This is a genomic window from Nocardioides szechwanensis (assembly GCF_900103935.1).
Lineage (GTDB): Bacteria > Actinomycetota > Actinomycetes > Propionibacteriales > Nocardioidaceae > Nocardioides > Nocardioides szechwanensis.
In genome coordinates this window covers 466,621-491,369 of sequence record NZ_FNIC01000001.1, presented here as the reverse complement: position 1 = coordinate 491,369, position 24,749 = coordinate 466,621, and the positions used below count along the sequence as shown (strand labels likewise).

The window sequence follows — 24,749 nt, the reverse complement described above, 5'->3', positions numbered from 1 at the left end:
TGCGGCCATGGCCCGCCGTACGACGAAACCGCCGCTCCCCGACGACTTCGAGGAGCATATCCTCGACATCGACGTCGGCGACGAGATGCGGTCGTCGTTCCTCGAGTACGCCTACTCCGTCATCTACTCCCGCGCCCTGCCCGACGCCCGTGACGGTCTCAAGCCCGTGCAGCGCCGGATCCTCTACACGATGAACGAGATGGGGCTGCGTCCCGACCGCGGCCACGTCAAGAGCGCCCGCGTCGTCGGTGAGGTCATGGGTCGGCTGCACCCGCACGGTGACACGGCCATCTACGACGCACTGGTGCGGATGACCCAGCCGTTCTCGCTGCGGGTGCCCACCGTCGACGGGCACGGCAACTTCGGCTCGCCCGACGACTCCCCCGCTGCCATGCGCTACACGGAGTGCCGGATGGCGCCCGCCGCGGTGGCGATGACCGCCTCGATCGACGAGGACACCGTCGACTTCAAGCCCAACTACGACTCCCGCGAGATGGAGCCGACGGTCCTGCCGGCGGCGATCCCCCACCTCGTCGTCAACGGCACCACCGGCATCGCGGTCGGCATGGCCACCAACTGCGCGCCGCACAACCTGGTCGAGGTGGTCCAGGCGCTGCGCCACCTGATCACCCACCCGACGGCGACCATCGACGACCTGATGCGGTTCGTGCCCGGCCCCGACCTGCCCACCGGCGGGAAGATCGTCGGTCTCGACGGCATCCGCGACGCCTACGAGACCGGCCGCGGCTCGTTCCGGATGCGCGCCAGTGCGCGGATCGAGACCATCGGCCGTCGCAAGGGCATCGTGGTGACCGAGCTGCCCTACGGCGTCGGCACCGAGAAGGTCATCGAACGGATCAAGACGCTGGTGCAGGGCAAGAAGCTCCAGGGCATCTCCGACATGAAGGACCTCACCGACCGTGAGCACGGGCTCCGCCTGGTGATCGAGGTCAAGAACGGCTTCGTGCCCGAGGCGCTGCTCGAGCAGCTCTACCGGCACACGCCGATGGAGGACTCGTTCGGGATCAACAACGTCGCACTCGTCGACGGCCAGCCGCGCACTCTCGGGCTCAAGGAGATGCTCGAGGTCTTCCTCGAGCACCGCTACGACGTCGTACGCCGCCGCTCGCAGTTCCGCCGCAACAAGAAGGCAGACCGCCTCCACCTCATCGACGGGCTGCTGGTCGCGCTCCTGGACATCGACGAGGTGATCCAGGTGATCCGCATCAGCGACGACACCGCGACCGCCCGCGAGCGGCTGATGTCGGTCTTCGACCTCTCGCTGGCGCAGACCGACTACATCCTCGAGATGCAGCTGCGCCGGCTCACCCGGTTCAGCCGGATCGAGCTGGAGAAGGAGCAGCAGGAGCTGCGCCGCGAGATCGAAGAGCTCGACGCGATCCTGGGCGACGAGAAGCTGCTCCGCAAGGTCGTCGGCGACGAGCTCACCGACGTGGCCAAGGCCTACGGCACCCCCCGTCGCACCGTCCTCCTGGAGTCGTCCGGCACCACCGTCACCTCCAGCGCGGTGGCCCTCGAGGTGGCCGACGACCCTTGCTTCGCCCTGCTGTCGGCCACGGGGCTGCTCGCGCGCACCTCCAACGCGGAGGCGGTCGGGTCGGGCGGCGCCCGCACCAACCACGACGTCGTCGTCTCGGCGATCGCGACCACCGCGCGCGGCGAGATCGGCGTACTCACCTCGGCCGGACGGGTCCTGCGCCTCGGGGTGCTCGACCTCCCGGCCATCCCCGCGTCGGCCAACGACCCCAACCTCCAGGGCGGGCTGCCGCTCAGCGAGGTGCTGTCGCTCGGCGCCGGCGAGCGGGCGCTCGCGCTGTGCACGCTGACCGCCGACGGTCCCGGCCTGGCCCTCGGCACCCGACAGGGCACGGTCAAGCGGGTCAACCCCGAGGTCCTGGGCAAGGACGAGTGGGAGGTGATCCGGCTCGAGCCCGGCGACGAGGTCGTCGGCGCCACCCAGCTGCTCACCGGCACCGAGACGCTCTGCTTCATCACCACCGACGCCCAGCTGCTGCACTTCGGCGCCGAGGGCGTCCGACCGCAGGGCCGTGCCGGCGGCGGGATCGCCGGCATCCGGCTGACGTCCGGCGAGTCCGTGGCGTGGTTCGGCGTCGTCGAGCCCGAGGGCTCGGTCGTGGTCACCGCCTCCGGCTCCTCCACCGCGCTGCCCGGCACCGAGCCGGGGCTCGTGAAGGTCACGCCGTTCACCGAGTACCCGCCCAAGGGCCGCGCCACCGGTGGCGTGCGCTGCCACCGCTTCCTCAAGGGCGAGGACGCCCTGGTCTTCGCCTGGGCCGGCACCGCTCCGGCCCGCGCGAGTGCGGCCAGCGGCGCTCCGGTCGAGCTGCCCGAGGCCAACGGCCGCCGCGACGGCTCCGGCACGCCCGGGTCGCAGCCGATCGTCGCGTGCGCGGGTCCGCTGTCCGCGCGGATCGGCGTACCGGCCGCCTCCCATGTGGAAGGGTGACCGCATGCTTTCGCGCCTCGCACCGCTGGCCCTCGTCGGCGTCCTGCTCGTGTCCGGCTCGGCCTGCAGCGGCGACGGTGGCGGCGGCGGCGGGGGCGCCGACGACGCGACGCCCGAGGAGGTCATGGCGACCGCCAAGACCAAGCTCGACGAGACCAGCGGCGTCAACATCGCGCTCGAGACCACGGACCTGCCCGACGGCGTCACCGGCATCCTGACGGCCGACGGGGTCGGCACTCACGCTCCGGCGTTCGAGGGTTCGATCGTGGTCGCCATCGCGGGCGGCACGCCGACGGTGAAAGTCATCGCCGTCGACGACGTGGTCTACGCCGTGCTCCCGTTCACCACCGAGTTCCAGGAGATCAACCCCGGCGAGTACGGCGCGCCCGATCCCGCCCAGCTGATGAGCGCCGACGCGGGGCTCTCCTCGCTGCTCCCCGCCACGACCAGCCTCGAGAAGGGCGAGTCGATCCGGGGCGGGGACAACAACAAGGAGATCTTCACCGAGTACACCGGCACCGTCCCGGGCTCGACGGTCAAGAACATCATCCCGGGCTCGACCGGCGACTTCGAGGCGACCTACACCATCTCCGACTCCGGCGAGCTGCGCACGGCGGTGCTGACCGGTGAGTTCTACCAGGGCGCCGACACGATGACCTACACCATCGAGTTCGACGACTACGGCACCGAGAAGGACATCACCGCGCCGTGACCGGGAGTACGAGTTCAGCGAGTACTCCCAATGGAGCGACGAAGTCGCTCCACGGCTCACCACGGCTGCTGCTCGGCCTCGCCGCCGTAGCCGTGGCGTTCGCCGCCGCCGACACCTACGTCGTCGTGCTGGCCCTGCCCGAGATGGGCAGCGCGGTCGGCATCTCCCCGGAGGAGCTCCAGCGGGCCGCCCCGATCATCTCCGGCTTCCTGCTCGGCTACGTCGCGATGCTCCCGCTCATCGGCCGGATCGCCGACCTCCGGGGCCGGGTCCCCGTGCTGGTGGCCGCGCTGGTCATCTTCGCGCTCGGCTCGCTGGTCACCACGCTGGCCTACGACATGCCGACCATGGTGTCCGGCCGCTTCCTCCAGGGTCTCGGCGGTGGCGGGCTGGTCCCCGCCACGCTGGCCCTGGTCGCCGACCTCTACCCGCGCGAGCGACGCGGCGTACCCCTCGGCGTGGTGTCGGCCGTCCAGGAGCTCGGCAGCGTCATCGGCCCGCTCTTCGGCGCCGTGGTCCTGGCCGTCTCCGACTGGCGGATGATCTTCCTGATCAACCTCGTCGTCGGGCTGGTGCTCGCCGCAGCCATCCGAGCTCTGCGGTTTGGTCACATTCCGCAGGAATCAGGCCCCGAAACACGTGGTGTCGTCCCACACCGCGGTTTCCCGGACATCGTCGGTGGCGTGCTCCTGCTGGTGAGCCTGGTCGCCGGCGGACTGGTGTTCGTCCGCCCGCCGTCACTGCTCCAGGACCTGACGTGGGGCCAGCTGTTCATCCCGTTCGCCGGCGACGGGCGGTGGCTGACCCCGCTCGGGGCGGCCGCAGTCCTCGCCGGGCTGCTGTTCGTCGTGCGCTGCTTCACGGCCCGGCGGCCGCTGGTCGACGGCCCCAGCTGGGTGCGCAGCATGCGCGACGCCGACGTGACCGGCGCCCTGTTCCTGGCGGTCGCCCTGGGCGGCGTGATCCTGGCGTTCGCCACCGCCGACCCCAAGATCCAGCTGTTCGCCGACCAGGGCTACTACTACCTCGCCGGCTCCGCGGTCGCGACGGTCGCGCTCGTCGTCCACCTGCGCCGTACCGACTCCCCCCTCGTGCCCCGCGGAGCACTGCGGCGCACGCCGGCGTGGGGCGCGATCCTGGTCAGCTTCTTCGTCGGCGCGGCCCTGATCGCCGCACTGATCGACATCCCGCTCTTCGCGCGCACCACCATCTATCGCGACTCCCAGCTGATGGCCGCGCTCGTGCTGGTCCGCTTCCTGGTCGCGCTGCCGATCGGCGCCGTGGTCGGCGGCTACCTCACCCGCCGGTTCAGCGCCGGGCTGATCACCGCCGTCGGCATGCTGATGGCCGCGACCGCCTTCATGCTGATGACGCAGTGGGACATCACCAGCCTCGAGCACCTCCACACCGACGCCACGCTGGTGCTCTGCGGCTTCGGCTTCGGGCTGGCCCTCGCGCCGGTCAACGCGGCGATCCTGGCCAGCACGGACGACGACGTCCACGGGGTCGCCACCGCCCTGGTCGTCGTGGCACGGATGGTCGGCATGCTGGTCGGCATCTCCGCGCTCACCGCGGTGGGCCTGCGCCGCTACTACGCCCAGCTCGCGGACAACCCGCTCCCGCCGGCGCGTGAGGTGTGCAACGGCAAGACTCGGTGCAAGGCGTTCAGCGACCTGCTCTCCGGCGCGGGGATCCCCCAGGAGCACGCCATCTTCGCGGGCGCAGCGCTGTGCGCGGTGGTCGCGGCCGGGTGCGCGCTGGTCGTGTTCCGGGGTGCGGCCACGCGCTCATTCAGCGCGGCGGACGTGCTGCGCGCCGGTGGGTGAGCAAGACCACGTCCACATCCGCGCCTATGGCACGCCGCGGTGACCCAGGTCCGCTAGGTTCGCGCTCATGGCCGACTTCGACGACCTGATGACCGCCAACCGAGAGTTCGCCTCCGACTTCGCCCTCGGCGGGTTCGACGGCGTGGCCCATGCCGGGGTCGCCATCGTGACCTGCATGGACTCCCGGATCGACCCGCTGGGGATGGTCGGGCTCAAGCCCGGCGACGCCAAGATCTTCCGTAACCCCGGTGGCCGGATCACCCCGCAGGCCCTCGAGGCGCTGGTGCTCGGCACCCACCTGCTCGGCGTGCACCGCATCCTCGTCGTACCCCACACCCGGTGCGCCATGGCCAGCCACACCGAGGAGGAGCTCCGGACTCGGATCTCCGAGTCCTCGGGCCAGGACGCGTCGTGGCAGAGCTTCGGTGTGATCACCGACCAGCTCCAGGCCCTCACCGACGACATCGCCAAGATCCGCGCCCACCCGCTGATCCCCGAGTCCACCGTCGTCGGCGGCTTCGTCTACGACGTCGACACCGGCCTGCTCGAGCAGCACGTCTGACGGCTCGCGGCGGCGCGCCACTCAGGCGTCGAGCGACTCCACGTCGACCTCGTAGGCACCCTGCACGATGAACTCCTTGCGGGGAGCGACGTCGGAACCCATCAGCAGCTCGAAGACCTGCGAGGCAACGTCGGCGTCGTCGACGGTGATCCGGCGCAGGGTGCGGTGGCGGGGGTCCATGGTGGTCTCGGCCAGCTGGTCGGCGTCCATCTCACCGAGGCCCTTGTAGCGCTGGACCGGGTCCTTCCACTTCACGTTCTTCTTCTTGAGCTCCGCGAGCTTTCGCTGCAGCTCGTCGTCGGAGTAGGTGTAGACATACTTCTCCTGGCCCTTCTTGGGCGCCGAGATCTCGATGCGGTGCAGCGGGGGCACAGCGGAGTAGATGCGTCCCTCGTGGATCAGCTCGGGCATGTACTTGAAGAACAAGGTGGCCAGCAGGCACCGGATGTGGGCGCCGTCGGAGTCGGCGTCGGCCATGAAGATGATCCGGCCGTAGCGCCGGGCCTCGAGGTCGAAGGTGCGTCCGGAGCCGGCGCCGACGACCTGGATGATCGAGGCGCACTCGGCGTTCTTGAGCATGTCGCCCACGGACGCCTTCTGGACGTTGAGGATCTTGCCGCGGATCGGCAGCAGCGCCTGGAACTCCGCGTTGCGCGCCAGCTTGGCGGTGCCGAGTGCGGAGTCACCCTCGACGATGAACAGCTCGGTGCGGTCGTTGTCGTTGGCGCGGCAGTCGGCCAGCTTGGACGGCAGGGCCGAGGACTCCAGGGCGTTCTTGCGACGCTGGGTCTCCTTGTGCTGACGCGCCGCCAGACGGGTCTTGGACGCGGCGACGACCTTCTCCATGAGGAGCTTGGCCTGCGCCTTCTCGGCCCGCTTGGTCGAGGTCAGGAACTTCTTCAGCTCCCCTGAAACGACCCGTCGTACGACGGAGCGCGCGGCAGGGGTGCCGAGGATCTCCTTGGTCTGACCCTCGAACTGCGGCTCGGCCAGACGGACCGTCACGACCGCCGTCAGCCCCTCGAGCACGTCGTCCTTGATCACGTCGTCGTCGTTGACCCGGAGCGCCTTGGTGGCGCGCATGGCGTCGTTGAACGTCTTGGTGAGGGCCGACTCGAAGCCGCTCACGTGGGTGCCGCCCTTGGGCGTGGCGATCACGTTGACGAAGGAGCGCAGCTCGGTGTCGTAACCGGTGCCCCAGCGCGCGGCGATGTCGACCGTCAGCTCACGCTCGACCTCCTGGGGCGTCATGTGGCCCTTGACGTCGAGCATCGGCACGGTCTCGGTGAAGGTGTCGCTGCCCTGCAGCCGCAGCACCTCGGTGACCGGCTCGTCGTGCGAGAGGTACTCGGCGAACTCGGCGATGCCGCCGTCGTGGCGGAACTTCTCCTCGACGGGGGTGTCGCCCCGGAGGTCGCGGATGACGAGCTCGAGCCCGGGCACGATGAACGACGTCTGCCGGGCCCGGCCGAGCAGCCCCTCGAACTCGAACCGCGCGTCCTTGGTGAAGATCTGGCGGTCGGGCCAGAACCGGATCAGCGTGCCGGTCTTGCCCTTGGCGACGCGCTTGCCCTTGCGGGTGAGCCCCGACTGGGGGGTGAACGCCGCGTCGGGACCGTCGCCGGCGAAGACGCCCGGCACCCCTCGGTGGAAGCTCAGCCCCTGCTGGGACGGCGTGCGGTCGACGTCGATGTCCATCCGCGCGGAGAGCGCGTTGACGACGGAGAGTCCGACGCCGTGCAGCCCGCCGGTGGCGACGTAGGAACCGCCGCCGAACTTGCCGCCGGCGTGGAGCTTGGTGGCCACCACCTCGACCCCGGGCAGCCCGGTCTTGGGCTCCTTGTCGGTCGGGATGCCCCGGCCGTCGTCGTGCACCTCGACCGAGTCGTCGGCGTGGAGCGTGACCTCGACGCGGTGGGCCGAGCCGGCGAGTGCCTCGTCGACCCCGTTGTCGATGATCTCCCACAGGCAGTGCATGAGGCCGCGGGTGTCGGTCGAGCCGATGTACATGCCGGGACGCTTGCGCACCGCCTCCAGTCCCTCGAGGACGAGGAGGTGAGCGGCGTTGTAGGTGTTGTCGGCGATCGTGGGGCTCCTGGCAGCGGAATGAGCTGGGTACTGAAACGGGGGGACGAAATCCGGTGGTTCTCCGGCTCCGAATCTACCTGCGACACGCCGGAGGCCGGTGAAGGCTCGCTCGCCGGACCCGCCTTACGGTGAGCGGAAGCTCGCAGCCGGGGCTCACGTCACGATGTGGACACGATCGGTGCTCGGTGTCACCGTTCGGCAACTCAGGTCACCTCTCGGACGTCAAACTCAACAAGGTGTCTCTCCCCGAGCTTCCAACGGGGCCTTTTCCACAGGCCGGCGTCCACGGCATGGAAATCGTCCTCCTGGGGAACCATCACCGTGATTGGATCAAAGGCCCAGGACACGCGATGCAGGGAATGTTGGTCTCCCTCGCTACGTTGACTAGGACACCACCCGAGAAACGAGGCCGAAGTGACAACTGCTGTTGCCCCTAGTGCTCCTCTGACTGCCGAGGACCGCTGCGACCGTTGCGGTGCGCAGGCCTACCTGCGTGTCGAGCTCCACGCCGGCGGCGAGCTCCTGTTTTGCGCGCACCACGCGCGTGAGCACGGAGACAAGCTCAAAGAGGTCGCCGTCAACGTGGTCGACGAGACCCACAAGCTCACCAACACCCCGGCAACGACGCCGAGTGCCGAGCGCTGACACCGCCACCCACCGACTCCCCGATGGCCCCCGACGCGAGTCCGGGGCCATCGGCTATTTACCGACGACTCGCATGACAGGGTGTGCGGCGTGAGCCTCACCGAAGTCCTCGTCGCGCTCCTGGTCGCGGTCGGCCTGGCCGGCATCCTGGTCCCCGTCCTGCCCGGCTCGGTGCTCATCCTCGGCGGCGTGCTCATCTGGGCCCTCGACGTCGGTGGGTCGATCGCCTGGGTCGTGTTCGCCGTGGTGACCGTGCTGCTGGCCGTGGGCACCGTGGTGAAGTACGCCGTGCCCGGCAAGCGGCTCAAGAGCGCCGGCATCCCCGCCTCGACCCAGTGGGCCGGGGCCGGCCTCGCGATCGTCGGCTTCTTCGTGGTCCCCGTGGTCGGCATCTTCCTGGGCTTCGTCCTCGGCATCTATCTCGCCGAGCACCGGCGGGTCGGCTCGGCCCAGGCGTGGCCGTCCACCAAGCACGCCCTGAAGGCGGTCGGGCTCAGCATCCTGATCGAGCTGGTCGCGGGCGTGCTCGCGGCCGGCACCTGGGTCGTCGGCGTCCTCCTCACCTGACCATGGCTGTCCTGCTCTCGCTGCTGGCCGCGGCGTCCTACGGCCTGTCCGACTTCGTCGGCGGAGTGGCCTCCAAGCGCGTCACGCCGTGGACGATCGCGCTCGTGGGCCAGCTCGCGGGCGCCGTCCCGTTCCTGGTCGTCGGCCTGCTCGACGGCGGCACCTTCGGGCGCGCCGTCCTCGGCTGGACGCTCCTCGCGGGCCTCGGCAACGGACTGGGTACGGCGTTCCTCTACCGCGGCCTCTCCGCAGGCCGGATGGGCGTGGTGGCGCCGGTCTCTGGCGTGGGTGCCGCCCTGCTCCCGATCGTGGTGGGGCTGGCACTGGGTGAACGACCGAGCCTGCTGGTCTGGCTGGGCATCGCGGTGGCGGTGCCCGCGATCTGGATGGTGGCGCGCGAGCCACGGGCGGCCGACGCGGTCGCGCCCGGGTCCGGTCTCGTCGACGGGATCCTCGCGGGCGTCGGCTTCGGCACGCTCTTCGCCGCGCTGGCGCAGATCCCCGAAGACGCCGGGCTGCTGCCGCTGGCCCTCAACCAGCTCGTCGCCTCGGTCGTGGTGGTCGCGGTGGCGACCGCCCTGGGGGTGGCCTGGGTGCCGCGCCAGGGTGCGGCCCTGCTCGGGATCGTCAGCGGCTGCCTCGGAGCGGCCGCCACTGCGCTGTTCCTGGCCGCCTCCCGCGACGGCCACCTGACGGTGGCGGCGGTGATCACGTCGCTCTACCCGGCCTTCACGGTCGTGCTCGCCGCGACCGTGCTCCGTGAGCACGTGCACAAGGCCCAGGCGGTGGGCCTGGGCCTGTGCGCGGTCACGGTCACGCTCGTCGCACTGGGTTGACCGGTGCGGGTTGACCGGTGGGGCTGATCAGCCCTTGGCGACCCGGTCCGTGAAGGAGCGCGGGTTGCCCAGCCAGTCGGTGACCGGGTGGCTGCCGTCGTACAGGTCGACCATCTTGACCGCGACGCGCACCTTCGCCGGGTTGCCCAGGCACGTGCGGGCGACCCGCAGGGTGGCGACGTCGGTGGCCCACCCGAGCCTGAGCGAGTGGTCGCAGCTGAGGGGCTCCCCCGGCGACGTCCAGCCCTGGACGCGGCTGAGCTGGTAGTCGGTGCCGGACTGGAGACCGGTGTCGAGGCGGAACTCCGGTCCCTTCCGACCAGGACGGGTGTCGAAGTAGATCGTCATCCCCGACGGTCCCGCTTCGGAGGTCTCCTGGAGGTCGGTGAACCGCACCTTCGTGATGACCTGCTCGGTCCCGTGGTTGAGCGTCACCTTGCGGATGTCGGTGAGCGAGGCGCCTCCCACGTCGGCGGGGTCGGTCTGCGACGTACTCTCGGCAAAGGCCGGCCCGGCGAGGCCGAGGGTGAGTACGGCGACGCCGGCGAGGGCTGCGGCGCGGGCAACGGTGCTGACGGTCATCAGAGTCTCCTGGGTGAGGGGCTGGCATCAGGTAGATGCATCTTTGCCCCCGAAGGTTGCAGAGCGCACGCGGAGACTTTTACCTTGCGGAGGTTTTGGGCCACCTGATGCGGGGAATGACGCCTGACGATTGTTGTTGGTCTCGGGGAAAATGTCGTTCCAGTCACTGGGGTTCGTCACCGAAGGCGGTTTCCTTGTCACTTGATCAGCACCTCCGACCGATCCGGCTCGCGATCGTCACCGAGGCAGACGTCGTCTACCGCGGCCTCGCCTCCGTCGTGGCCGAGCTCGCCCCGAGGGTCGAGCTGCTCGGCCGCTCGCTCACGCAAGCGATCGACCCCGGCATCGACGTCGCCCTCTACGACGTGGCCGCGCTCAACCGAGGCGAGGGCAAGGACCTCGACTGGCTCGTCAAGGAGACCCACGCGGCGGTCGTGGCCGTGGCTCGCGACCTCCGCCCGGACCTGGCCGCACGCGCCATCGACCGGGGTGTCGACGGTGTCGTCTCCCTCTCAGCCGACACCGCGGAGCTCACCGACGTGATCTGGGCGGCAGCCGCCGGTGACCTCGCCGGCGACGCCTCGGTGGAGGCCGTCGACTACACAGGCAACTCCGCCACGCTCGGGCGCGCCGAGGGGCTGTCCGCGCGCGAGGTGCAGGTCGTCAGCATGATCGCCATGGGTCTCAGCAACGAGCAGATCGCCCGGGAGCTGTTCTTGAGCATCAACTCGGTCAAGACCTACATCCGCTCGGCCTACCGCAAGATGGGGGTCACCAGCCGCAGCCAGGCCCTCACCTGGTCCGTGCACCACGGCTTCGCCCTGAGCGACAACCGGGGCAACCGGCAGCTGACCTGAGGCACAGGGCCGACTGGGTCGCGACTGCGTGGGTACCGTCACACGTGACCGAGACCCCCGACCCACGCGACCACCTGCCCGGCAAGCAGACGCCGATCGAGGTGCACCCCCGCACGGACGGGGACGACCCGTTGCGCGGGTCTCGGACCAGCGGCCTGTGGGCAGCCGTGGTCAGCCTGGGCCTGGTGCTCCTCCTGCTGATCATCTTCATCGCCCAGAACACTCGAAAGACCACGGTCTCGTTCCTGGCCTGGGACGGGCAGGTGCCGGTCGCGGTTGCGCTCCTGGTCGCCGCCCTGGCCGGACTGTTCCTGGCGGGGCTGGCCGGGACGCTGCGGATCCTCCAGCTACGCCGCCGGGTTCGACGTACCCGCCGCTGAGCTGTCAGGCCGGGCCGTGGGTCGGGTTAGCATCGCTGGGTGACGACTCGGGTGACCCGCGCGCTGGTTCTGATGATGCTGATGACCGGGCTGGCGCTGGTGCCACGGGCGGTCGCCTCGGCCGACGAGCCTCCGGACACGACCCCGCCCCAGATCGACCTCAACCCGTGCTACGGCGAGGAGACGAGCTGCCGTCGCGTCTACGCCGAGGTCTTCGGCAACCTCGAGCCCGGTGACGACCTCGCCGTGCTCGGCGCGCGGATCGGCGACACCGTGGTCGAGGAGCACGTCTACGACGACGGCACAGGTTTCGTGCCGCACGGCTGGTTCATCTCCTATGGGAACGACGTCTACACGGAGGTCGACTACGCACTCAGCATCGAAGTGCCCCGTGGGACGACCGACCTCACGTTCTACGCCCGTGACCTGGAGGGCAACACCAGCGAGCTGACCACCATGGTGCTCGGTCCCATCCCGCCGGGTCCGGTGCCGCGGCTCAGGGCCAATCTCGTCGGGGGGCGATCAGCGCGGGTGGCTTGGGGGCAACCCGCCCTCCACACCAGCTGCTGTCCGCGCTACGTCGTCCGTACCCCGCGGCGTCCCCCGAGATGGACCCGCGTCGGGCCACCCGGTGGTTTCATCCTGGGCGAGACCTACCGCCGGCTCTCGCCAGGGTGGCATCGCTTCACGGTGCGGACCCACACGGAGGGCGGCGTGGGGCCTGCCCGCACCGTGCGGCTCTTCGTACCGCGTCAGTCCAGGTAGTCGCGCAGGACCTGCGAGCGGCTGGGGTGCCGCAGCTTGGACATCGTCTTCGACTCGATCTGGCGGATGCGCTCGCGCGTGACGCCGTAGACCTTGCCGATCTCGTCGAGGGTCTTGGGCTGGCCGTCGGTGAGGCCGAAGCGCATCGAGACCACGCCGGCCTCGCGCTCGGAGAGGGTGTCGAGCACGGCGTGGAGCTGCTCCTGGAGCAGCGTGAAGCTGACCGCGTCGGCCGGGACGATCGCCTCGGAGTCCTCGATCAGGTCGCCGAACTCGGAGTCGCCGTCCTCGCCGAGGGGCGTGTGCAGGGAGATCGGCTCGCGGCCGTACTTCTGGACCTCGATGACCTTCTCGGGGGTCATGTCGAGCTCCTTGGCGAGCTCCTCCGGGGTGGGCTCGCGGCCCAGGTCCTGGAGCATCTGGCGCTGCACGCGGGCCAGCTTGTTGATGACCTCGACCATGTGCACCGGGATCCGGATGGTGCGGGCCTGGTCGGCCATGGCGCGGGTGATCGCCTGGCGGATCCACCACGTGGCGTACGTCGAGAACTTGTAGCCCTTGGTGTAGTCGAACTTCTCGACCGCACGGATCAGACCGAGGTTGCCCTCCTGGATCAGGTCGAGGAAGAGCATGCCGCGGCCGGTGTAGCGCTTGGCCAGCGAGACCACGAGCCGCAGGTTGGCCTCGAGGAGGTGGTTCTTGGCGCGACGGCCGTCCTCGGAGATCCACTCGAGCTCCTCGAGGAGCTTGGCCGAGATCTTGCCGCCCTTGGCGAGCTTCTCCTCGGAGAAGAGGCCGGCCTCGATCCGCTTGGCGAGCTCGACCTCCATCTCGGCGTTGAGGAGCGGCACCTTGCCGATCTGCTTGAGGTAGTCCTTGACCGGGTCGGCGGTGGCGCCGGCGACCATGACCTGCTGCTCCGGCTCATCGGTGTCGTCGGCGGCCGAGACGATGAACGTCGCGGACTTCTCGTCCTCGACGATCGTCGGGTCGGTCTTGACGTCCTTCTCGAACTGGTCGTCGGGCAGGTCGGGCAGGATCCGCTTGCCGTCGGGGCCGATCACGATGGCGGGGTCGATGACCTCGACAGTCTCGGCGGCAGCAGCGGCCTTCTTGGCGGTGGTCTTCTTCGCGGCCGGGGCGGCCTTCACGGGCGCCGCCTTCGCGGGCGCAGCCTTCTTGGCGGGGGCCGCCTTGGCGGGTGCTGCCTTCGCGGGCGCTGCCTTCTTGGCGGGAGCCGCCTTGGCGGCCGGGGCCGCCTTCTTGGCCGCCGGGGCGGCCTTCTTGGCGGGGGCGGCCTTCTTCGCCGGCGCGGTGGTGGTCTTGCGCGGGCTCGCCGCGGCCGCGACCCGCGCGGTGGCGGCGGGCATCGCGACGGAGATGCCGAGCGAGCTCAGGTGGGCGAGCAACGCCTTGAGATGGCGCGGCTCGACGGCCGCGTCCTCACTGGCCCGACGGACCTGCTCCGGGGTGACACTCGCAGTCGGGACGGCCTGCTGGAGCAGCGCCTCGACAGCGGGGTGGGACAGGACGTCGGCAGGGATCTTGCGCGCGTTCGAAGACACGAACACCTCTCGTCAAACTGGCGTAGGGCGCGGCAAGGCCCGGTAACGTCAAGAGCCGCGTTGTCATTCTGCCACGGGCCGGGTGAGGTCATGACACAGACCCGGACACCGGCCCACGCGGGTCATCCAGCCTTGGCCGCGGCCTTCTGCTGCTTCTTGTGGTCGCGCACCTTCTGCAGCGACTCGGGGTCGACCACGTCGGCCACGGAGCGGTAGCCGTCCAGCGCGTAGTCGCCGACGACCTCCTCCCACCCGGCGGGGCGTACGTCGAGCCGCTTGGCGAGCAACGCGATGAAGATCCGCGACTTCTGCTTGCCGAAGCCGGGCAGGTCGAGGAGCCGCTTCATCAGGTCCTGGGCGTCCTCAGCCTCGGTCCACAGCCGTTCCGTCTCACCGAAGTACTGGCCGCACACCAGGGCCGCCAGCTCCTGCATCCGGGTCGCCATCGACCCCGGGAAACGGTGCACCGCCGGCGGAGTCGCGCACAGCGCCGCGAACTCCTCCGGGTCGGCCGCCGCGATCGCCTCGGGGTCGACGCTCCCGAACCGCTCCAGCACCTTGGCCGGCCCGCGGAACGCGTGCTCCATGGGGTACTGCTGGTCGAGCATCATCCCCACGAGAAGCGCGAACGGAGACTCGTCGAGGACCTGGTCGGCGGCAGGGTCGCCGGTGATGTGCAGCGTCATGGCCCCCATCATGCAGGAACCCGGGTGCTCCCGACCTGCACGCCGGTACCGCCCAATCGGTGGTGACGCCGGACCAGAGATGCGACACTCCCGGTCGTCAGGGACGGCCGTCAGCGCCGACGTCGGGAGAGCACAGATGGGGACTCGCCGTCACCGCCTGGTGATCGCCGGTGCCCGGGCCGACGCAGAGCTGGCCTTCGACTGGGACTGACGTCCCCGCTCAGCGTCTTGGGCGGTCCCGCCAGGCGCCGGTCGCCCAGAGCGCCCACGCGACGAGCACCGGCTGGAAGAAGAGCCGGACGAAGCGCTTGCGGTCGGTGTCGAGGCCGAAGGCGTCGGTGTGCTCGAGGTACTGCGCGATGTTGCCCGGGAAGATCGCGATGAAGAACGCGGCGGCGAGCAGGCCGACGCTGATCCGGCCGCGCCCGAACGCCACGAGGGCAGCGCCGAGGCTGATCTCGACCACACCGGACACGAGCACGACCGGGGCGTCGGAGATCGGGAACCAGTCGGGCACCTGGGCGACGAACTCCTCGCGCGCGAAGGTCAGGTGGCTGACCCCGGCGAACACCAGGATGCCGCCGAGCAGTATCCGGGCCGCCGTGCGCGGGCGGGAGGTCGGAGGCGCGTTCAGGAGGCTCATGCGTTCGAGCCTACGGTCGCGCCCCACCCAGGACGTCACACGTCCAGAAGGAAAGGTCAGTCGCCCTTGACGGCCAGCACCGGGCAGTGGGCGTCGAGAAGCACCCGCTGCGCGTTGGAGCCCAGGATCAGCTTGCCGACCGGCGTACGCCGGCGTAGCCCGATCACGATCAGCTCGGCCGAGTTGGCCTCGGCGATGCTGATCAGGTCCTCAGCGGGCTCGAAGCCCCGCACCAGCTGGCGGATCTCGTAGGCCACACCCTCGGCGTCGAGCCGGGCACCGACGGCAGCCATGTCCTTCTCGAGCTGGTCGGAGGCCTCTCTGTCGTAGCCGGCGCCACCCCGATGGGAGTTGACCACCACGAGGTCCGCGCCGCGCAGCTTGGCCTCGGCGATCGCCTGGGACAGGGCTGCTTCACCCTCGGGCTTTGGTACGTAACCGACTACAACTTTTCCCATGAGCGCACCGTACCGAACCCGGCACCCCCACGGCACCTGTGGAGTACCCCGGCGGGTCCGTGTCGCCTGGGGCACCCTGGCGGCATGACCGAAGGACTGCAGGCGCCGCTCAGTGCGCCGCTGCATCGCCTCCTTCGCCGGGCGGTCCTGGACCATGCGACCTCCGAGCGCCGCCGGGTCTTCCTGCCACTCCTCCACGTGGGGATTCCCGGTGGTGTGGAGGCGGTGTTCGCCGTGCGCGACGACGAGCCGACCGACCACGCGCTGCGGTGCGACGTGGTCGCCGCGATGGTCCGGCGCACCCGGCAGCCGGGTCCGGTGCCGATGGTCTGGCTGACCCGGGCCGGCGAGCTGGAGACGCAGGACGTGGACGCCGCGTGGCTGGCGTCGGCGCGGGCGGCGTACGGCGAGCTCGGGCTGCCGTTGCTGATGGTGCTGGTCAACCGGCGCGGCTGGCGTGACCCTCGCAGCGGTGCCGCCTGCACCTGGCGGCGGCTGCGCCCCAGTGCCACGATCACGCCATGACAACATCCGGGCCGGCCTCCGGCGCCCCGTCCCCGAGCCCGCAGCGAGAGGACGTCGAGATCGAGTCCGACGGGGCCCTCCTCGCCGCCTGGTTCTACCCGGCGCACACCTCCGCACCGTCTGCACCGTGCGTCGTGATGGCACACGGTTTCAGCATGACCCGTGCCGACGGCCTTGAGGAGTACGCCGAGCGGTTCGCCGCCGCCGGGACCCACGTCCTGGTCTTCGACCACCGCTACCTCGGCGACTCGGGCGGGGAGCCGCGCCAGCGGTTCCGGATCGGGCACCAGCAGCGCGACTGGCGCCACGCCGTCGCCTACGCCCGCACGCGGCCGGAGGTCGATGCCGGCTCCATCGTGGCCTGGGGCTACTCGTTCTCGGGCGGCCACGTCGCATCGCTGCTCTCACGAGGCCTGGACGTCCGCGCCGCGTTGGTCCTCTGCCCGTTCGCCGACGGGTTGGCGCGGGTGCTCGCCACTCCCCCAGCGCTGGTCGCCTGGATCCTCCCGCGGGCGCTGCTCGACCTGATCGGACGCCACCGCACGATCCCGGTGACCGGGCCGCCCGGGAGCCACGGGGCGATGACGCTGCCGGGTGAGGCCGACGGTTTCGCGGCGTCACGTCGCGCGGGGTCGCGCTGGCGCAACGAGATCTCGCCGGCGGTGTTCCTCACGGTCGGGCTGTTCCGGCCGGTGCGGGGCGCGAAGCGGATCCGGCCGGCGCTCTGGGTGGGTCGGTGCGCCGACGACATCACGGTGTCGGCGAAGGCCGTGGGCCGGCTGGCCGGTCAGGCGCCCCGGGGTGAGCTGCACGAGTTCGCCGGCGACCACTTCGCGCCGTTCACGGGGGAGAGCACCGAGGCGGTGGTCGCCTCCCAGGTGGAGTTCCTGCGGCGCGAGGTCCTGGCCTGAGCGCTGACCCGTCGCGAACTTTGCCACGGGTCAGCGGCTACCAGGTGTGCACGGGCTCGTTGGTGTGCATCCGCTCGCGGTAGTCGAGCAGGGTCGCCCGCAGGGCGTCGTAGCGGTCGGCGTCGGTGCGCTGGTGCATCTGGCGCGCGAACCACTCCGCACCGTTGCGCCCGGTCAGGCAGCGCTGCTCGATGATGCCGAGCATCCGGTCGATCTCGGCGCCGGTCGCCCCCCAGGCCTCGAGCCCCTGCTGGGCCATCGGGAGGAGTCGGCGCAGCACCAGCTCGGTGGTCTGCACCTGGCCGACGCCCGGCCAGTAGACCTGCGCGTCGATGCCCTGCTGGGCCGCGACGTGGAAGTTCTCCTCGGCGGCGCTGAACGACATCTGCGACCACAGCGGCCGCTCGCTCTCGGCGAGCGCCCGGACCAGCCCGAAGTAGAACGCGGCGTTGGCGATCGTGTCGGCCACGGTCGGGCCGGCGGCCAGCACGCGGTTCTCCACCCGCAGGTGGGGCACCCCCGCGTTGATGTCGTAGACGGGCCGGTTCCAGCGGTAGATCGTGCCGTTGTGGAGGCGGAGCTCGGCGAGCTTCGGGGTGCCGCCGCCGTCAAGCACGGCCAGCGGGTCCTCCTCGTCGGTGATCGGCAACAGGGCCGGGAAGTACCGGACGTTCTCCTCGAACAGGTCGAACACGGAGGTGATCCAGCGCTCGCCGAACCAGACCCGGGGCCGCACTCCCTGCGCCTTGAGCTCCTCGCTGCGGGTGTCGGTGGCCTGCTCGAACAGCGGGATCCGGGTCTCGCGCCACAGCTCCTTGCCCAGCAGGTAGGGAGAGTTGGCGCCGACCGCGAGCTGGATGGCCGAGATCGCCTGGGAGGCGTTCCAGTAGTCGGCGAACTGGTCGGGAGACGTCTGCACGTGGAACTGCGTGCTCGTACAGGCGGCCTCGGGCACGATCGAGTCGGCCGTGGTGCGCAGCCGCTCCTTGCCCGAGATGTCGATCGTGATGTCCTCGCCGCGGGCGTTGAGGATCTGCTCGCTCAGCAGCCGGTAGCGCGGGTTGCCGCTCAGCGAGCCGAGCGCCATGTGCCCCTCGGCCAGGGTCGGCAGGATGCCGATCATCACCATCCGGGCGCCCACGTCGGAGGACTTGGACTCGGCGTCGTTGAGGCTGCGGCGCAGGCTCTCCTCGAACGTCGTGAGCCCGCCCTCGCGCAGCTTGGCGGGGGGCACGTTGATCTCGATGTTGAACTGACCGAGCTCGGTCTGGAAGTCGGGGTCGGCGATCGCTGCCAGCACCTCGGCGTTCCTGAGCGCGGGGTCGCCGGAGTCGTCGACCAGGTTGAGCTCGACCTCGAGCCCGGTCATCGGGTCGTCGGTGTCGAAGGCCGCCTCGCTCAGCATCCGCGCGAACACGTCGAGGCAGCGCCGGACCTTCTCGCGGTGCCGGGTGCGGTCGGCCCGGGTGAACTCCTGTGCGTCGACCTCTTCGCCCATGTCGGCACCCTAGTCCTGACGGGCCCGTCCTCCTCCCCCTCTCAGGGTGAGGCTCATCCCGCCCGCGGCGTGAGCCCGGCGGCCCAGTCGGGGTCGGCGTGCCACTCGCTGGGCGGTGTGGCGTGGTCGAGCAGGTCGGCGAGCTGGTCGCACAGGTCGTAGCCGGGGTCGGCCGCCAGCGCCTCCTCGACCGCGCACCACGCGAGCGCTCCGTGGCCGGCCTGCCACGCCGACCAGCCCAGCAGCGTGGCCGGAGCGGCGGCGCGCTCGTCCGGCGTACGCCGCAGGACGTCGGTCCAGAGCTCGACGCAGGCGATCGCGGTCTCTTGCGCGATCACGCAGAGGGCGGCGTCGCGCAGCCGCGGCAGCCGCAGCGCCTCCAGGAGCCGCGCGACCTCGTCGTCACCAGGCGAGGTGCGCAGCGCGAGGTGGCGTCGTAGCAGTGCCTCCACCCACGCTCCCTCGCCGAGCAGCTCCTCGGCCGACGGTGAGGAGCTCCAGCGGCGCGACCGGCCCCCGAGTGCCGCCCGGACGGCGGCCACCCGCTCCGGCATCGGGGTCAGTGACTCGGCGAGCTCGGCGCGGGAGGCGCGCAGCACCTGGCCCCGCAGCACCGCCTCGGCCAGGAACGGGTGGTTGCTCACGTCGTAGGGCAGCCCGACCTCGCGCAGGTGGCGGTCGCCGTGGAGCAGTGGGAACCACCGGCGCCCGTCGGCTCTCAGGGCCTCGAGCACCTCGATGCCGGCGCGCCGGCAGGCGTCCCTCAGGGCGCGCCAGGCCCGGCGGGCGGCGACCTCGTCGTCGGTGAAGAAGACGAGGACGACCCGGGGCACGCCGTTGCGGCCGGCGGGGTCCATCAGCGACTGGACGAGCTCGGGGAGGTCGTCGCGGCGGGTCGGCAGGTCCACGCGGGCGTGGAAGGGGTGGGCGGCGCCGAAGGTCAGCATCGCCACCGAGTCGGTCGGCGTGAAGCCCAGGGTCACCGGCACCATTGCCAGCAGGTCCTCGGGGCAGCGTGCCGTCATCGTGTGGGGTTCGGTCCAGGTCATGCCTCGACCGTCCCCGGCGGTGCCGACGACCACGCCCGCGACGAGCCCTCCCTGTGGACGGCGGCGTCGTCGGGTTCCCTGTGGACGACTCGTGGCCTGGTACGGCGCCCTGTCCGTGCGCTGTCGGGGCCCGCGGGTAGTTTGCGAGACGTGCGTGCCCAGGCCTCGGTCCTCCACCTGGACCTCGACGCCTTCTTCGCCGCCGTCGAGCAGCGCGACAAGCCGTCGCTGCGTGGCAAGCCCGTGGTCGTCGGCGGCGTGGGCGGCCGGGGCGTGGTCGCGACCGCCTCCTACGAGGCCCGCAAGTACGGCGTGCGCTCGGCCATGTCGACCCGTGAGGCCCGCTCGCGCTGCCCGCACGCGGCGTTCCTGACCGGCCGCTTCCACGCCTACCGCGACTCCAGCAACGCCGTGATGGGCCTCCTCCGCTCGGTCTCGCCCCTGGTCGAGCCGCTGTCGCTCGACGAGGCGTTCGTCGACCTCGAGCGCGCCGACCTCCCCGACCTCGACCTACCCACCGTCACCGCGTTCGCCGAGACGCTGCGCCAACGCGTCCGCGAGGTGACCGACGGGCTCACCGCCTCGGTCGGCGTCGGCTCGTCGAAGTTCATCGCCAAGGTCGCCAGCGAGCTCGACAAGCCCGACGGGCTGACCGTGGTCGCCCCCGGCACCGAGGTCGAGCTGCTGCGCCCCATGCACGTCACGGTGATCCCGGGTGTCGGCCCGGCCACCGCCGAGCGCCTGCGCCGCGCCGGCATCCACACCGTCGCCGAGCTCGAGTCGGTGAGTCTCGACGAGCTGGTCCGGCTGGTCGGGAAGGCCCACGGCACCGGGCTCTTCCACCTCGCCCGCGCCGACGACGACCGCCCGGTCCTCGCGGAGCGCGAGACCAAGTCGGTCAGCGTCGAGGGCACCTACGAGACCGACCTGACCGACCGCAAGCTGATGGAGGGACTGCTCACCCGCCAGGCCGGCGAGGTCGCGACCCGGCTGCGCAAGCACGGGCTCTCGGGCCGCACGGTCACGATCAAGGTGCGGCTCCACGACTTCACCACGCTCAACCGCTCCTCGACCCTGCCCTCCCCCACCGACTCCACCGCCACGGTCGCCCGGGTCGCCCGCGCCCTGCTCGCCGACCTCGACACCTCCGGCGGGGTGCGGCTCCTCGGCGTCGGCGTCTCCGGACTGGCCGACTGGATCCAGGACGACCTCTTCGGCGAGTCCGACCCCGAGGTGGTCGAGGAGGAGCCCGCGCACGTCGAGGCACCCAGCAGCCGGCGTACGGCCTGGGCGCCGGGCATCGACGTCGTGCACGCCGAGATGGGCCGGGGCTGGGTCTGGGGCTCGGGGCGCGGCGTCGTCACGGTGCGCTTCGAGACCGCGGACACCCCGGCCGGCCCGGTGCGGTCCTACCCGGTCGACGACCCCGAACTCACCGTCTGGCGCCCACCGGAGCCCGGCGACGCCGAAAACTCGATGGCCCCGCCGCCCCGTCCGACCTAGCCTCGCCAGCATGGACCTCCGCCCGCTCGACATCCACGACGACGACCTCATGCGCGAGGCGCACCGGATCGACGACGCCGGCACCCAGGTCGGCCGCGAGGGCGCCCCCCGCTGGACCTACGACGAGTACGTCGCGGCCGTGCGCTCCCCCGACAGCGGCGAGCGCGCCATCCACGTCGGCGCCTTCGACGACGACCGCATGGTCGGCGTCGGCATCCTCTACGAGTTCCTGCTCGACAACACCGAGAAGGCCTGGTTCGAGGTCGTCGTCGACCCCGAGCATCGGCGCAAGGGCGTCGGCAGCGCGCTTCTCGACCACCTGGTCGCCCAGGCCGGCGCCGACGGCCGCACGACCGTCCTCACCGACACCAAGATCCCCTTCGCCGAGGTGGACACCCACCACCAACGACGCTTCCTGGAGACGCGGGGCTTCACGCAGGCCAACATCGAGGTGGTGCGCCACCTGGACCTGCCTCTCGCCGACGACGCGATCCGGAAGTGGGCCGACCACGCGGCCGAGAAGTCGGGCGGCTACCGGGTCGAGACCTTCGTCGGCCACTTCCCCGACGAGCTGGCGGAGTCGCTCTGCGTGCTGCTCGGCCAGCTCGCGGTCGACGCCCCCACCGGCACGGTCGACTTCGAGGAGGAGGTCATGACCCCCGAGCGGCTCGCCGAGCGCTACGCGATGACCGCCGCCCAGGGCCGTGAGACCTTCGAGACGGTCGCGCTCACGCCCGACAACCAGGTGGCCGCCCAGACGACCCTTCAGGTGCAGGCCGACGGCACCGATGCGTTCCAGTGGGGCACGTTCGTCCACCGCGAGCACCGCGGCCACCGGCTCGGGCTGGCCGTCAAGGCTGTCAACCTCCGGGAGGTGCAGGCGCGTCACCCGCACGTCACGCGAGTCACCACGCAGAACGGCGAGACCAACGGCTACATGATCGACATCAACGAGCAGATCGGCTTCCGGCCGGTCGAGGCGTCGGTGGAGTTCGTCAAGCGCGCCTGAACCGCACCGTCTCCCCCGGCCGCAGCTGCGCGCACTGCCACAGGTCGGCGGGCTCGACGACGGCCAGCACCGGGTAGCCGCCGGTCGGCGGGTGGTCGGCGAGGAACACCACCGGCCGTCCGTCCGGCGGCACCTGCACGGCCCCCAGGACCATTCCCTCGCTCGCCAGCTCCCCCGTCCGCACCCGCTCCAATGGCGGCCCCTCGAGCCGCAGCCCGATCCGGTTGGACGCCGCTCCGACGCCGTACGCCGTGGCGCACAGCGCGTCCAGGGCGCCGGCCGCGAACCAGTCGGCCCGCGGACCGGGATGCACCCGCAGCGGGCCGGGGGCCGGCGGGCGCGGGGTGTCGTGCGGCGCGGGCCGCCCCTCGGAGTCGCCCACCGGCAGCGCGGACCCGGCCTCGACCCGCGGGGGTCCCACCCACGCGAGGGTGTCGGTCGAGCGTGAGCCGAGCACGGGCTCGACGTCGACCCCTCCGGCCACGGCCAGGTAGGAGCGCACCCCCGACGACGGCCTGCCGATGCGCAGGACGTCACCGGCGGCCAGCCATTCCGCGTGCGCGTGCCGGCGCACCGTGCCGGAGATCTCGACCGGCGCCGGAGCCCCGGTGAGGACCACCCACACACCGCGGTCGCTGGTGAGCTCGAGACCGCCGAGGGTCAGCTCGAGCACGGCCGCCGCCGGGTCGTTGCCCAGCAGCCGGTTGGCGAGGTCGGCGGCGGGGCGGTCGAGCGGGCCCGCCCGTGGGACACCCAGGTGGGCGAGCCCGGGGCGGCCCCGGTCCTGGACCGTGGTCAGCGGACCCGGGTTCCGCACGTGCAGGGTCATGCGCGCACGAACCTGACCGGCGTACCCGGGGCGAGCAGGGCAGGCTCGGCGCGGGTGGCGTCCCACAGGGCCACGTCGGTGCGCCCGATGACCCGCCAGCCGCCCGGGGACGCGGTCGGGTAGACGCCGCACCACGAGCCGGCAAGCGCCACCGCGCCGACCGGCACCCGGGACCGGGGCGTGTCCAGCCGCGGCACTGCCCACTGCTCGTCCAAGCCCGCGAGGTAGGCGAAGCCCGGCGCGAAGCCGCAGAACGACGAGACGAAGCCGGTCGCCGTGTGCCGCTCGACGACCCCCGCGACGTCGGTCCCCCAGCGGTCGGCGACGAAGTCGAGGTCGTCACCGTCGTAGGTCACCGGCACCTCCACCGGGCCACGCGAGACCGCGGGCGGCTCCCCGGACCAGCCGGCCAGCCGCTCACGCAGCCGGTCGGGGTCGTCCACCCCGTCGAAGAGCACGGTCTCCGCGGCCGGCACCACCTCGAGCACCCCGAGGCCCGCCGTCCGGGCCCACAGCGCCAGGCCCAGGGCCGACCGCGCGTCGCCGACCTCGGCCAGCAACGCGTGAGGACCCACCGGGCGCAGCCGCACGGCACCAGTCTGCCGGGTGCGGCCGGCCGAGGAGCGTTCACGCGCTCGTCACGCACCGCGGGTTGCGGCGAGGAGCACAACCCGGAGACCATGGTGGTGAGAAAAGGGTGAGGGCCTCTTGATGGTATGAGCATCAGGAGGCCCTCGGCTTGACCGGAAACGGTGACGCCCGGTCGATCATGACTGTCTCTCCGACCCCGCCGTCCCCGTCACCGGGCCGACGCCTCGAGTTGCCTCGGGGTGTGGGTCTTCGATCCTGTCCGATCCCCAGACCTTGCTTTCCTTGCGGTCCGCGTCGATCTGGTAGGGAGAGTTCTACGGGGCCGCGGACAACTCGCGCAAGGGATTGGCCGAAACCATTCCCACAAACTTCCGGTCCCACAGGTTCGTCCACAGAACCGGCCGCTCCCTCCACAGCCAGAGCCGAGTTTCCACAGCTTTGGGTCTAGCCCTGTGGACGGTCAGCCGAGGCCCACCAGGGACCAGCCGGCCGCCTCCAGCACCCGTCGTACGTCGCGGGCGTGCGCCACCGCGTCGGGCTCGTCGCCGTGGACGCACAGCGAGTCGACCCGGGCCGCCAGCGCCAGGGCCTGCGCGGTGATCCGCTCCCCCTCGACCAGGACGGCCCCGGGCTGGTCGCGCGGGACCAGCCGCCCCGCCTCGTCGTAGGCGCGGTCGGGGAAGCCCTCGTGCCACACGGTCCGGCCCGCGTCGGCCGCGAGCCGCAGCAGCAGCCCGGGCATCCCCAGCAGCGGTAGCGTCCCGGACGCGTCGAGCACGGCCTGTGCCTGCTCCGCGTCGTCGATCACCCGGTGGTAGAGCGCGCCGTGCGGCTTGAGGTAGCGCACCTCGGTGCCCTCGGCCGCCGCGATCGCGGTGAGCGTCCCGACCTGGTCGGCGACCTGCTCGCGCAGCACCGCCGCGGCCACGTCCGTGCGCCGCCGGCCGAAGCCCTCGCGGTCGGCGTAGGACACCTGGGCGCCGACCGAGACGCCACGGCGTACGGCCTCGGCGCAGACGGCGTGCATCGTCGCGGTCGTCCCCGCGTGGTAGCCGCACGCGACGTTGGCGCTGGTGACCACGGCGAGCAGGGCGACGTCGTCGGTCACCTCCTCGCCGAGGTCGGCGTTGAGGTCGACCCGCCCTCTCGGACCACCGCCGGCGTCACCCATGGA

Annotated in this window: 25 protein-coding genes; 14 read left to right on the top strand and 11 right to left on the bottom strand. The window is 71.3% G+C overall.

The annotated features are described in order from the left end of the window. The first annotated feature begins 7 nt into the window (after nucleotides 1–7). The 4 genes from BLR90_RS02360 to BLR90_RS02345 all read left to right on the top strand — a co-directional run bounded on the left by BLR90_RS02360 (nucleotide 8) and on the right by BLR90_RS02345 (nucleotide 5,588). The gene (locus tag BLR90_RS02360) at nucleotides 8–2,488 is read left to right on the top strand and encodes a DNA gyrase/topoisomerase IV subunit A (protein WP_091022195.1); all 2,481 of its coding nucleotides are present in this window, start codon (nucleotides 8–10) and stop codon (nucleotides 2,486–2,488) included. Between the two features lie 4 nt (nucleotides 2,489–2,492). Beyond that, nucleotides 2,493–3,200 (top strand): LppX_LprAFG lipoprotein, encoded by a 708-nt coding sequence (locus BLR90_RS02355; protein WP_170254208.1) that lies wholly within the window; start codon nucleotides 2,493–2,495, stop codon nucleotides 3,198–3,200. Continuing rightward, complete coding sequence (locus BLR90_RS02350; protein WP_091022191.1) at nucleotides 3,197–5,026, top strand: MFS transporter; 1,830 nt, start codon at nucleotides 3,197–3,199, stop codon at nucleotides 5,024–5,026. Before BLR90_RS02355 ends, BLR90_RS02350 begins: the two co-directional genes overlap by 4 nt. A gap of 67 nt (nucleotides 5,027–5,093) precedes the next feature. Beyond that, nucleotides 5,094–5,588, top strand: a complete 495-nt coding sequence (locus BLR90_RS02345; protein ID WP_091022190.1) for a beta-class carbonic anhydrase — start codon at nucleotides 5,094–5,096, stop codon at nucleotides 5,586–5,588. A 21-nt stretch (nucleotides 5,589–5,609) separates the two neighbouring features. Here the strand turns inward: BLR90_RS02345 and BLR90_RS02340 are convergent, their stop codons facing one another. Then, nucleotides 5,610–7,673 (bottom strand): DNA gyrase/topoisomerase IV subunit B, encoded by a 2,064-nt coding sequence (locus BLR90_RS02340; protein WP_091022188.1) that lies wholly within the window; start codon nucleotides 7,671–7,673, stop codon nucleotides 5,610–5,612. Nucleotides 7,674–8,090: 417 nt separating this feature from the next. On the opposite strand from BLR90_RS02340, the gene BLR90_RS02335 reads away from it, so the two are divergent. The 3 genes from BLR90_RS02335 (at nucleotide 8,091) to BLR90_RS02325 (ending at nucleotide 9,724) form a co-directional block, all read left to right on the top strand. After that, the gene (locus tag BLR90_RS02335) at nucleotides 8,091–8,321 is read left to right on the top strand and encodes a DUF7455 domain-containing protein (protein WP_091022186.1); all 231 of its coding nucleotides are present in this window, start codon (nucleotides 8,091–8,093) and stop codon (nucleotides 8,319–8,321) included. Nucleotides 8,322–8,411: 90 nt separating this feature from the next. Beyond that, nucleotides 8,412–8,888, top strand: coding sequence for a DUF456 domain-containing protein (locus BLR90_RS02330; RefSeq protein WP_091022184.1), 477 nt, complete (start codon nucleotides 8,412–8,414; stop codon nucleotides 8,886–8,888). 2 nt (nucleotides 8,889–8,890) lie between these two features. After that, a complete protein-coding gene (locus tag BLR90_RS02325; RefSeq protein ID WP_091022182.1) occupies nucleotides 8,891–9,724 on the top strand; it encodes a DMT family transporter in 834 nt (277 codons plus the stop codon). Nucleotides 9,725–9,751: 27 nt separating this feature from the next. Here BLR90_RS02325 and BLR90_RS02320 read toward each other — a convergent pair whose 3' ends face one another. Further along, nucleotides 9,752–10,306: a hypothetical protein gene (locus tag BLR90_RS02320; protein WP_091022180.1), complete on the bottom strand. Its 555-nt coding sequence runs from the start codon at nucleotides 10,304–10,306 to the stop codon at nucleotides 9,752–9,754. A 194-nt stretch (nucleotides 10,307–10,500) separates the two neighbouring features. Here BLR90_RS02320 and BLR90_RS02315 point away from each other — a divergent pair, with 194 nt between their 5' ends. The 3 genes from BLR90_RS02315 to BLR90_RS02305 are packed head-to-tail and all read left to right on the top strand — an operon-like array spanning nucleotide 10,501 to nucleotide 12,308. Further along, entirely contained in the window at nucleotides 10,501–11,163 is a 663-nt protein-coding gene (locus tag BLR90_RS02315; protein WP_170254209.1) for a helix-turn-helix transcriptional regulator, read from the top strand. A 44-nt stretch (nucleotides 11,164–11,207) separates the two neighbouring features. Next, nucleotides 11,208–11,543 carry a lipopolysaccharide assembly protein LapA domain-containing protein gene (locus BLR90_RS02310; protein ID WP_170254210.1) on the top strand — a complete coding sequence of 112 codons (336 nt, stop codon included), beginning with the start codon at nucleotides 11,208–11,210 and terminating at the stop codon, nucleotides 11,541–11,543. Nucleotides 11,544–11,582: 39 nt separating this feature from the next. Next, nucleotides 11,583–12,308, top strand: a complete 726-nt coding sequence (locus BLR90_RS02305) for a fibronectin type III domain-containing protein (protein ID WP_143016079.1) — start codon at nucleotides 11,583–11,585, stop codon at nucleotides 12,306–12,308. Here the strand turns inward: BLR90_RS02305 and BLR90_RS02300 are convergent. The 4 genes from BLR90_RS02300 to BLR90_RS02285 form a co-directional block, all read right to left on the bottom strand. Next, complete coding sequence (locus tag BLR90_RS02300) at nucleotides 12,296–13,873, bottom strand: RNA polymerase sigma factor (RefSeq protein ID WP_371863144.1); 1,578 nt, start codon at nucleotides 13,871–13,873, stop codon at nucleotides 12,296–12,298. The genes BLR90_RS02305 and BLR90_RS02300 overlap by 13 nt on opposite strands. A 122-nt stretch (nucleotides 13,874–13,995) precedes the next feature. Then, on the bottom strand, nucleotides 13,996–14,559 hold the full coding sequence (locus BLR90_RS02295) for an HhH-GPD-type base excision DNA repair protein (protein ID WP_091022171.1): 564 nt from the start codon (nucleotides 14,557–14,559) through the stop codon (nucleotides 13,996–13,998). Between the two features lie 220 nt (nucleotides 14,560–14,779). Further along, nucleotides 14,780–15,202 (bottom strand): DoxX family protein, encoded by a 423-nt coding sequence (locus tag BLR90_RS02290; protein WP_091022169.1) that lies wholly within the window; start codon nucleotides 15,200–15,202, stop codon nucleotides 14,780–14,782. 56 nt (nucleotides 15,203–15,258) lie between these two features. Next, nucleotides 15,259–15,660 carry a universal stress protein gene (locus tag BLR90_RS02285; RefSeq protein ID WP_091022167.1) on the bottom strand — a complete coding sequence of 134 codons (402 nt, stop codon included), beginning with the start codon at nucleotides 15,658–15,660 and terminating at the stop codon, nucleotides 15,259–15,261. An 84-nt stretch (nucleotides 15,661–15,744) separates the two neighbouring features. Here BLR90_RS02285 and BLR90_RS02280 point away from each other — a divergent pair, with 84 nt between their 5' ends. Next, entirely contained in the window at nucleotides 15,745–16,185 is a 441-nt protein-coding gene (locus BLR90_RS02280; protein ID WP_091022165.1) for a hypothetical protein, read from the top strand. Next, nucleotides 16,182–17,096, top strand: coding sequence for an alpha/beta hydrolase (locus tag BLR90_RS02275; RefSeq protein ID WP_091022163.1), 915 nt, complete (start codon nucleotides 16,182–16,184; stop codon nucleotides 17,094–17,096). Before BLR90_RS02280 ends, BLR90_RS02275 begins: the two co-directional genes overlap by 4 nt. Before the next feature lie 37 nt (nucleotides 17,097–17,133). Here BLR90_RS02275 and BLR90_RS02270 read toward each other — a convergent pair whose 3' ends face one another. Together BLR90_RS02270 and BLR90_RS02265 are read right to left on the bottom strand one after the other, a co-directional pair. Beyond that, nucleotides 17,134–18,594 (bottom strand): glutamate-cysteine ligase family protein, encoded by a 1,461-nt coding sequence (locus BLR90_RS02270; RefSeq protein WP_091022161.1) that lies wholly within the window; start codon nucleotides 18,592–18,594, stop codon nucleotides 17,134–17,136. Nucleotides 18,595–18,647: 53 nt separating this feature from the next. Beyond that, the gene (locus BLR90_RS02265; RefSeq protein WP_143016078.1) at nucleotides 18,648–19,643 is read right to left on the bottom strand and encodes a DUF4192 domain-containing protein; all 996 of its coding nucleotides are present in this window, start codon (nucleotides 19,641–19,643) and stop codon (nucleotides 18,648–18,650) included. A 150-nt stretch (nucleotides 19,644–19,793) separates the two neighbouring features. Between BLR90_RS02265 and BLR90_RS02260 the strand changes: the two genes are divergently transcribed. Then, the gene (locus tag BLR90_RS02260) at nucleotides 19,794–21,146 is read left to right on the top strand and encodes a DNA polymerase IV (RefSeq protein WP_091022157.1); all 1,353 of its coding nucleotides are present in this window, start codon (nucleotides 19,794–19,796) and stop codon (nucleotides 21,144–21,146) included. Between the two features lie 10 nt (nucleotides 21,147–21,156). After that, nucleotides 21,157–22,155 (top strand): GNAT family N-acetyltransferase, encoded by a 999-nt coding sequence (locus BLR90_RS02255; protein WP_091022156.1) that lies wholly within the window; start codon nucleotides 21,157–21,159, stop codon nucleotides 22,153–22,155. On the opposite strand, the gene BLR90_RS02250 is transcribed toward BLR90_RS02255, so the two are convergent. From BLR90_RS02250 to BLR90_RS02240, 3 genes are all read right to left on the bottom strand, one after another. Beyond that, nucleotides 22,142–22,984, bottom strand: a complete 843-nt coding sequence (locus BLR90_RS02250) for a 5-oxoprolinase subunit C family protein (protein ID WP_091022154.1) — start codon at nucleotides 22,982–22,984, stop codon at nucleotides 22,142–22,144. The two genes, BLR90_RS02255 and BLR90_RS02250, sit on opposite strands and share 14 nt — an antisense overlap. Then, nucleotides 22,981–23,574: a 5-oxoprolinase subunit B family protein gene (locus tag BLR90_RS02245; RefSeq protein ID WP_091022152.1), complete on the bottom strand. Its 594-nt coding sequence runs from the start codon at nucleotides 23,572–23,574 to the stop codon at nucleotides 22,981–22,983. Before BLR90_RS02245 ends, BLR90_RS02250 begins: the two co-directional genes overlap by 4 nt. A 461-nt stretch (nucleotides 23,575–24,035) precedes the next feature. Continuing rightward, nucleotides 24,036–24,746, bottom strand: a complete 711-nt coding sequence (locus tag BLR90_RS02240) for a 5-oxoprolinase subunit PxpA (protein ID WP_091022150.1) — start codon at nucleotides 24,744–24,746, stop codon at nucleotides 24,036–24,038. Nucleotides 24,747–24,749: the final 3 nt, after the last annotated feature.

What these genes read in the sequence shown, in the direction of transcription:
- BLR90_RS02360 (WP_091022195.1), top strand. Translation starts at nt 8, where the DNA reads ATGGCCCGCCGTACGACGAAACCGCCGCTCCCCGACGACTTCGAGGAG.
- BLR90_RS02355 (WP_170254208.1), top strand. Translation starts at nt 2,493, where the DNA reads ATGCTTTCGCGCCTCGCACCGCTGGCCCTCGTCGGCGTCCTGCTCGTG.
- BLR90_RS02345 (WP_091022190.1), top strand. Translation starts at nt 5,094, where the DNA reads ATGGCCGACTTCGACGACCTGATGACCGCCAACCGAGAGTTCGCCTCC.
- BLR90_RS02325 (WP_091022182.1), top strand. Translation starts at nt 8,891, where the DNA reads ATGGCTGTCCTGCTCTCGCTGCTGGCCGCGGCGTCCTACGGCCTGTCC.
- BLR90_RS02320 (WP_091022180.1), bottom strand. Translation starts at nt 10,306, where the DNA reads ATGACCGTCAGCACCGTTGCCCGCGCCGCAGCCCTCGCCGGCGTCGCC.
- BLR90_RS02295 (WP_091022171.1), bottom strand. Translation starts at nt 14,559, where the DNA reads ATGACGCTGCACATCACCGGCGACCCTGCCGCCGACCAGGTCCTCGAC.
- BLR90_RS02290 (WP_091022169.1), bottom strand. Translation starts at nt 15,202, where the DNA reads ATGAGCCTCCTGAACGCGCCTCCGACCTCCCGCCCGCGCACGGCGGCC.
- BLR90_RS02285 (WP_091022167.1), bottom strand. Translation starts at nt 15,660, where the DNA reads ATGGGAAAAGTTGTAGTCGGTTACGTACCAAAGCCCGAGGGTGAAGCA.
- BLR90_RS02280 (WP_091022165.1), top strand. Translation starts at nt 15,745, where the DNA reads ATGACCGAAGGACTGCAGGCGCCGCTCAGTGCGCCGCTGCATCGCCTC.
- BLR90_RS02275 (WP_091022163.1), top strand. Translation starts at nt 16,182, where the DNA reads ATGACAACATCCGGGCCGGCCTCCGGCGCCCCGTCCCCGAGCCCGCAG.
- BLR90_RS02270 (WP_091022161.1), bottom strand. Translation starts at nt 18,594, where the DNA reads ATGGGCGAAGAGGTCGACGCACAGGAGTTCACCCGGGCCGACCGCACC.
- BLR90_RS02265 (WP_143016078.1), bottom strand. Translation starts at nt 19,643, where the DNA reads ATGACCTGGACCGAACCCCACACGATGACGGCACGCTGCCCCGAGGAC.
- BLR90_RS02255 (WP_091022156.1), top strand. Translation starts at nt 21,157, where the DNA reads ATGGACCTCCGCCCGCTCGACATCCACGACGACGACCTCATGCGCGAG.
- BLR90_RS02250 (WP_091022154.1), bottom strand. Translation starts at nt 22,984, where the DNA reads ATGACCCTGCACGTGCGGAACCCGGGTCCGCTGACCACGGTCCAGGAC.
- BLR90_RS02240 (WP_091022150.1), bottom strand. Translation starts at nt 24,746, where the DNA reads ATGGGTGACGCCGGCGGTGGTCCGAGAGGGCGGGTCGACCTCAACGCC.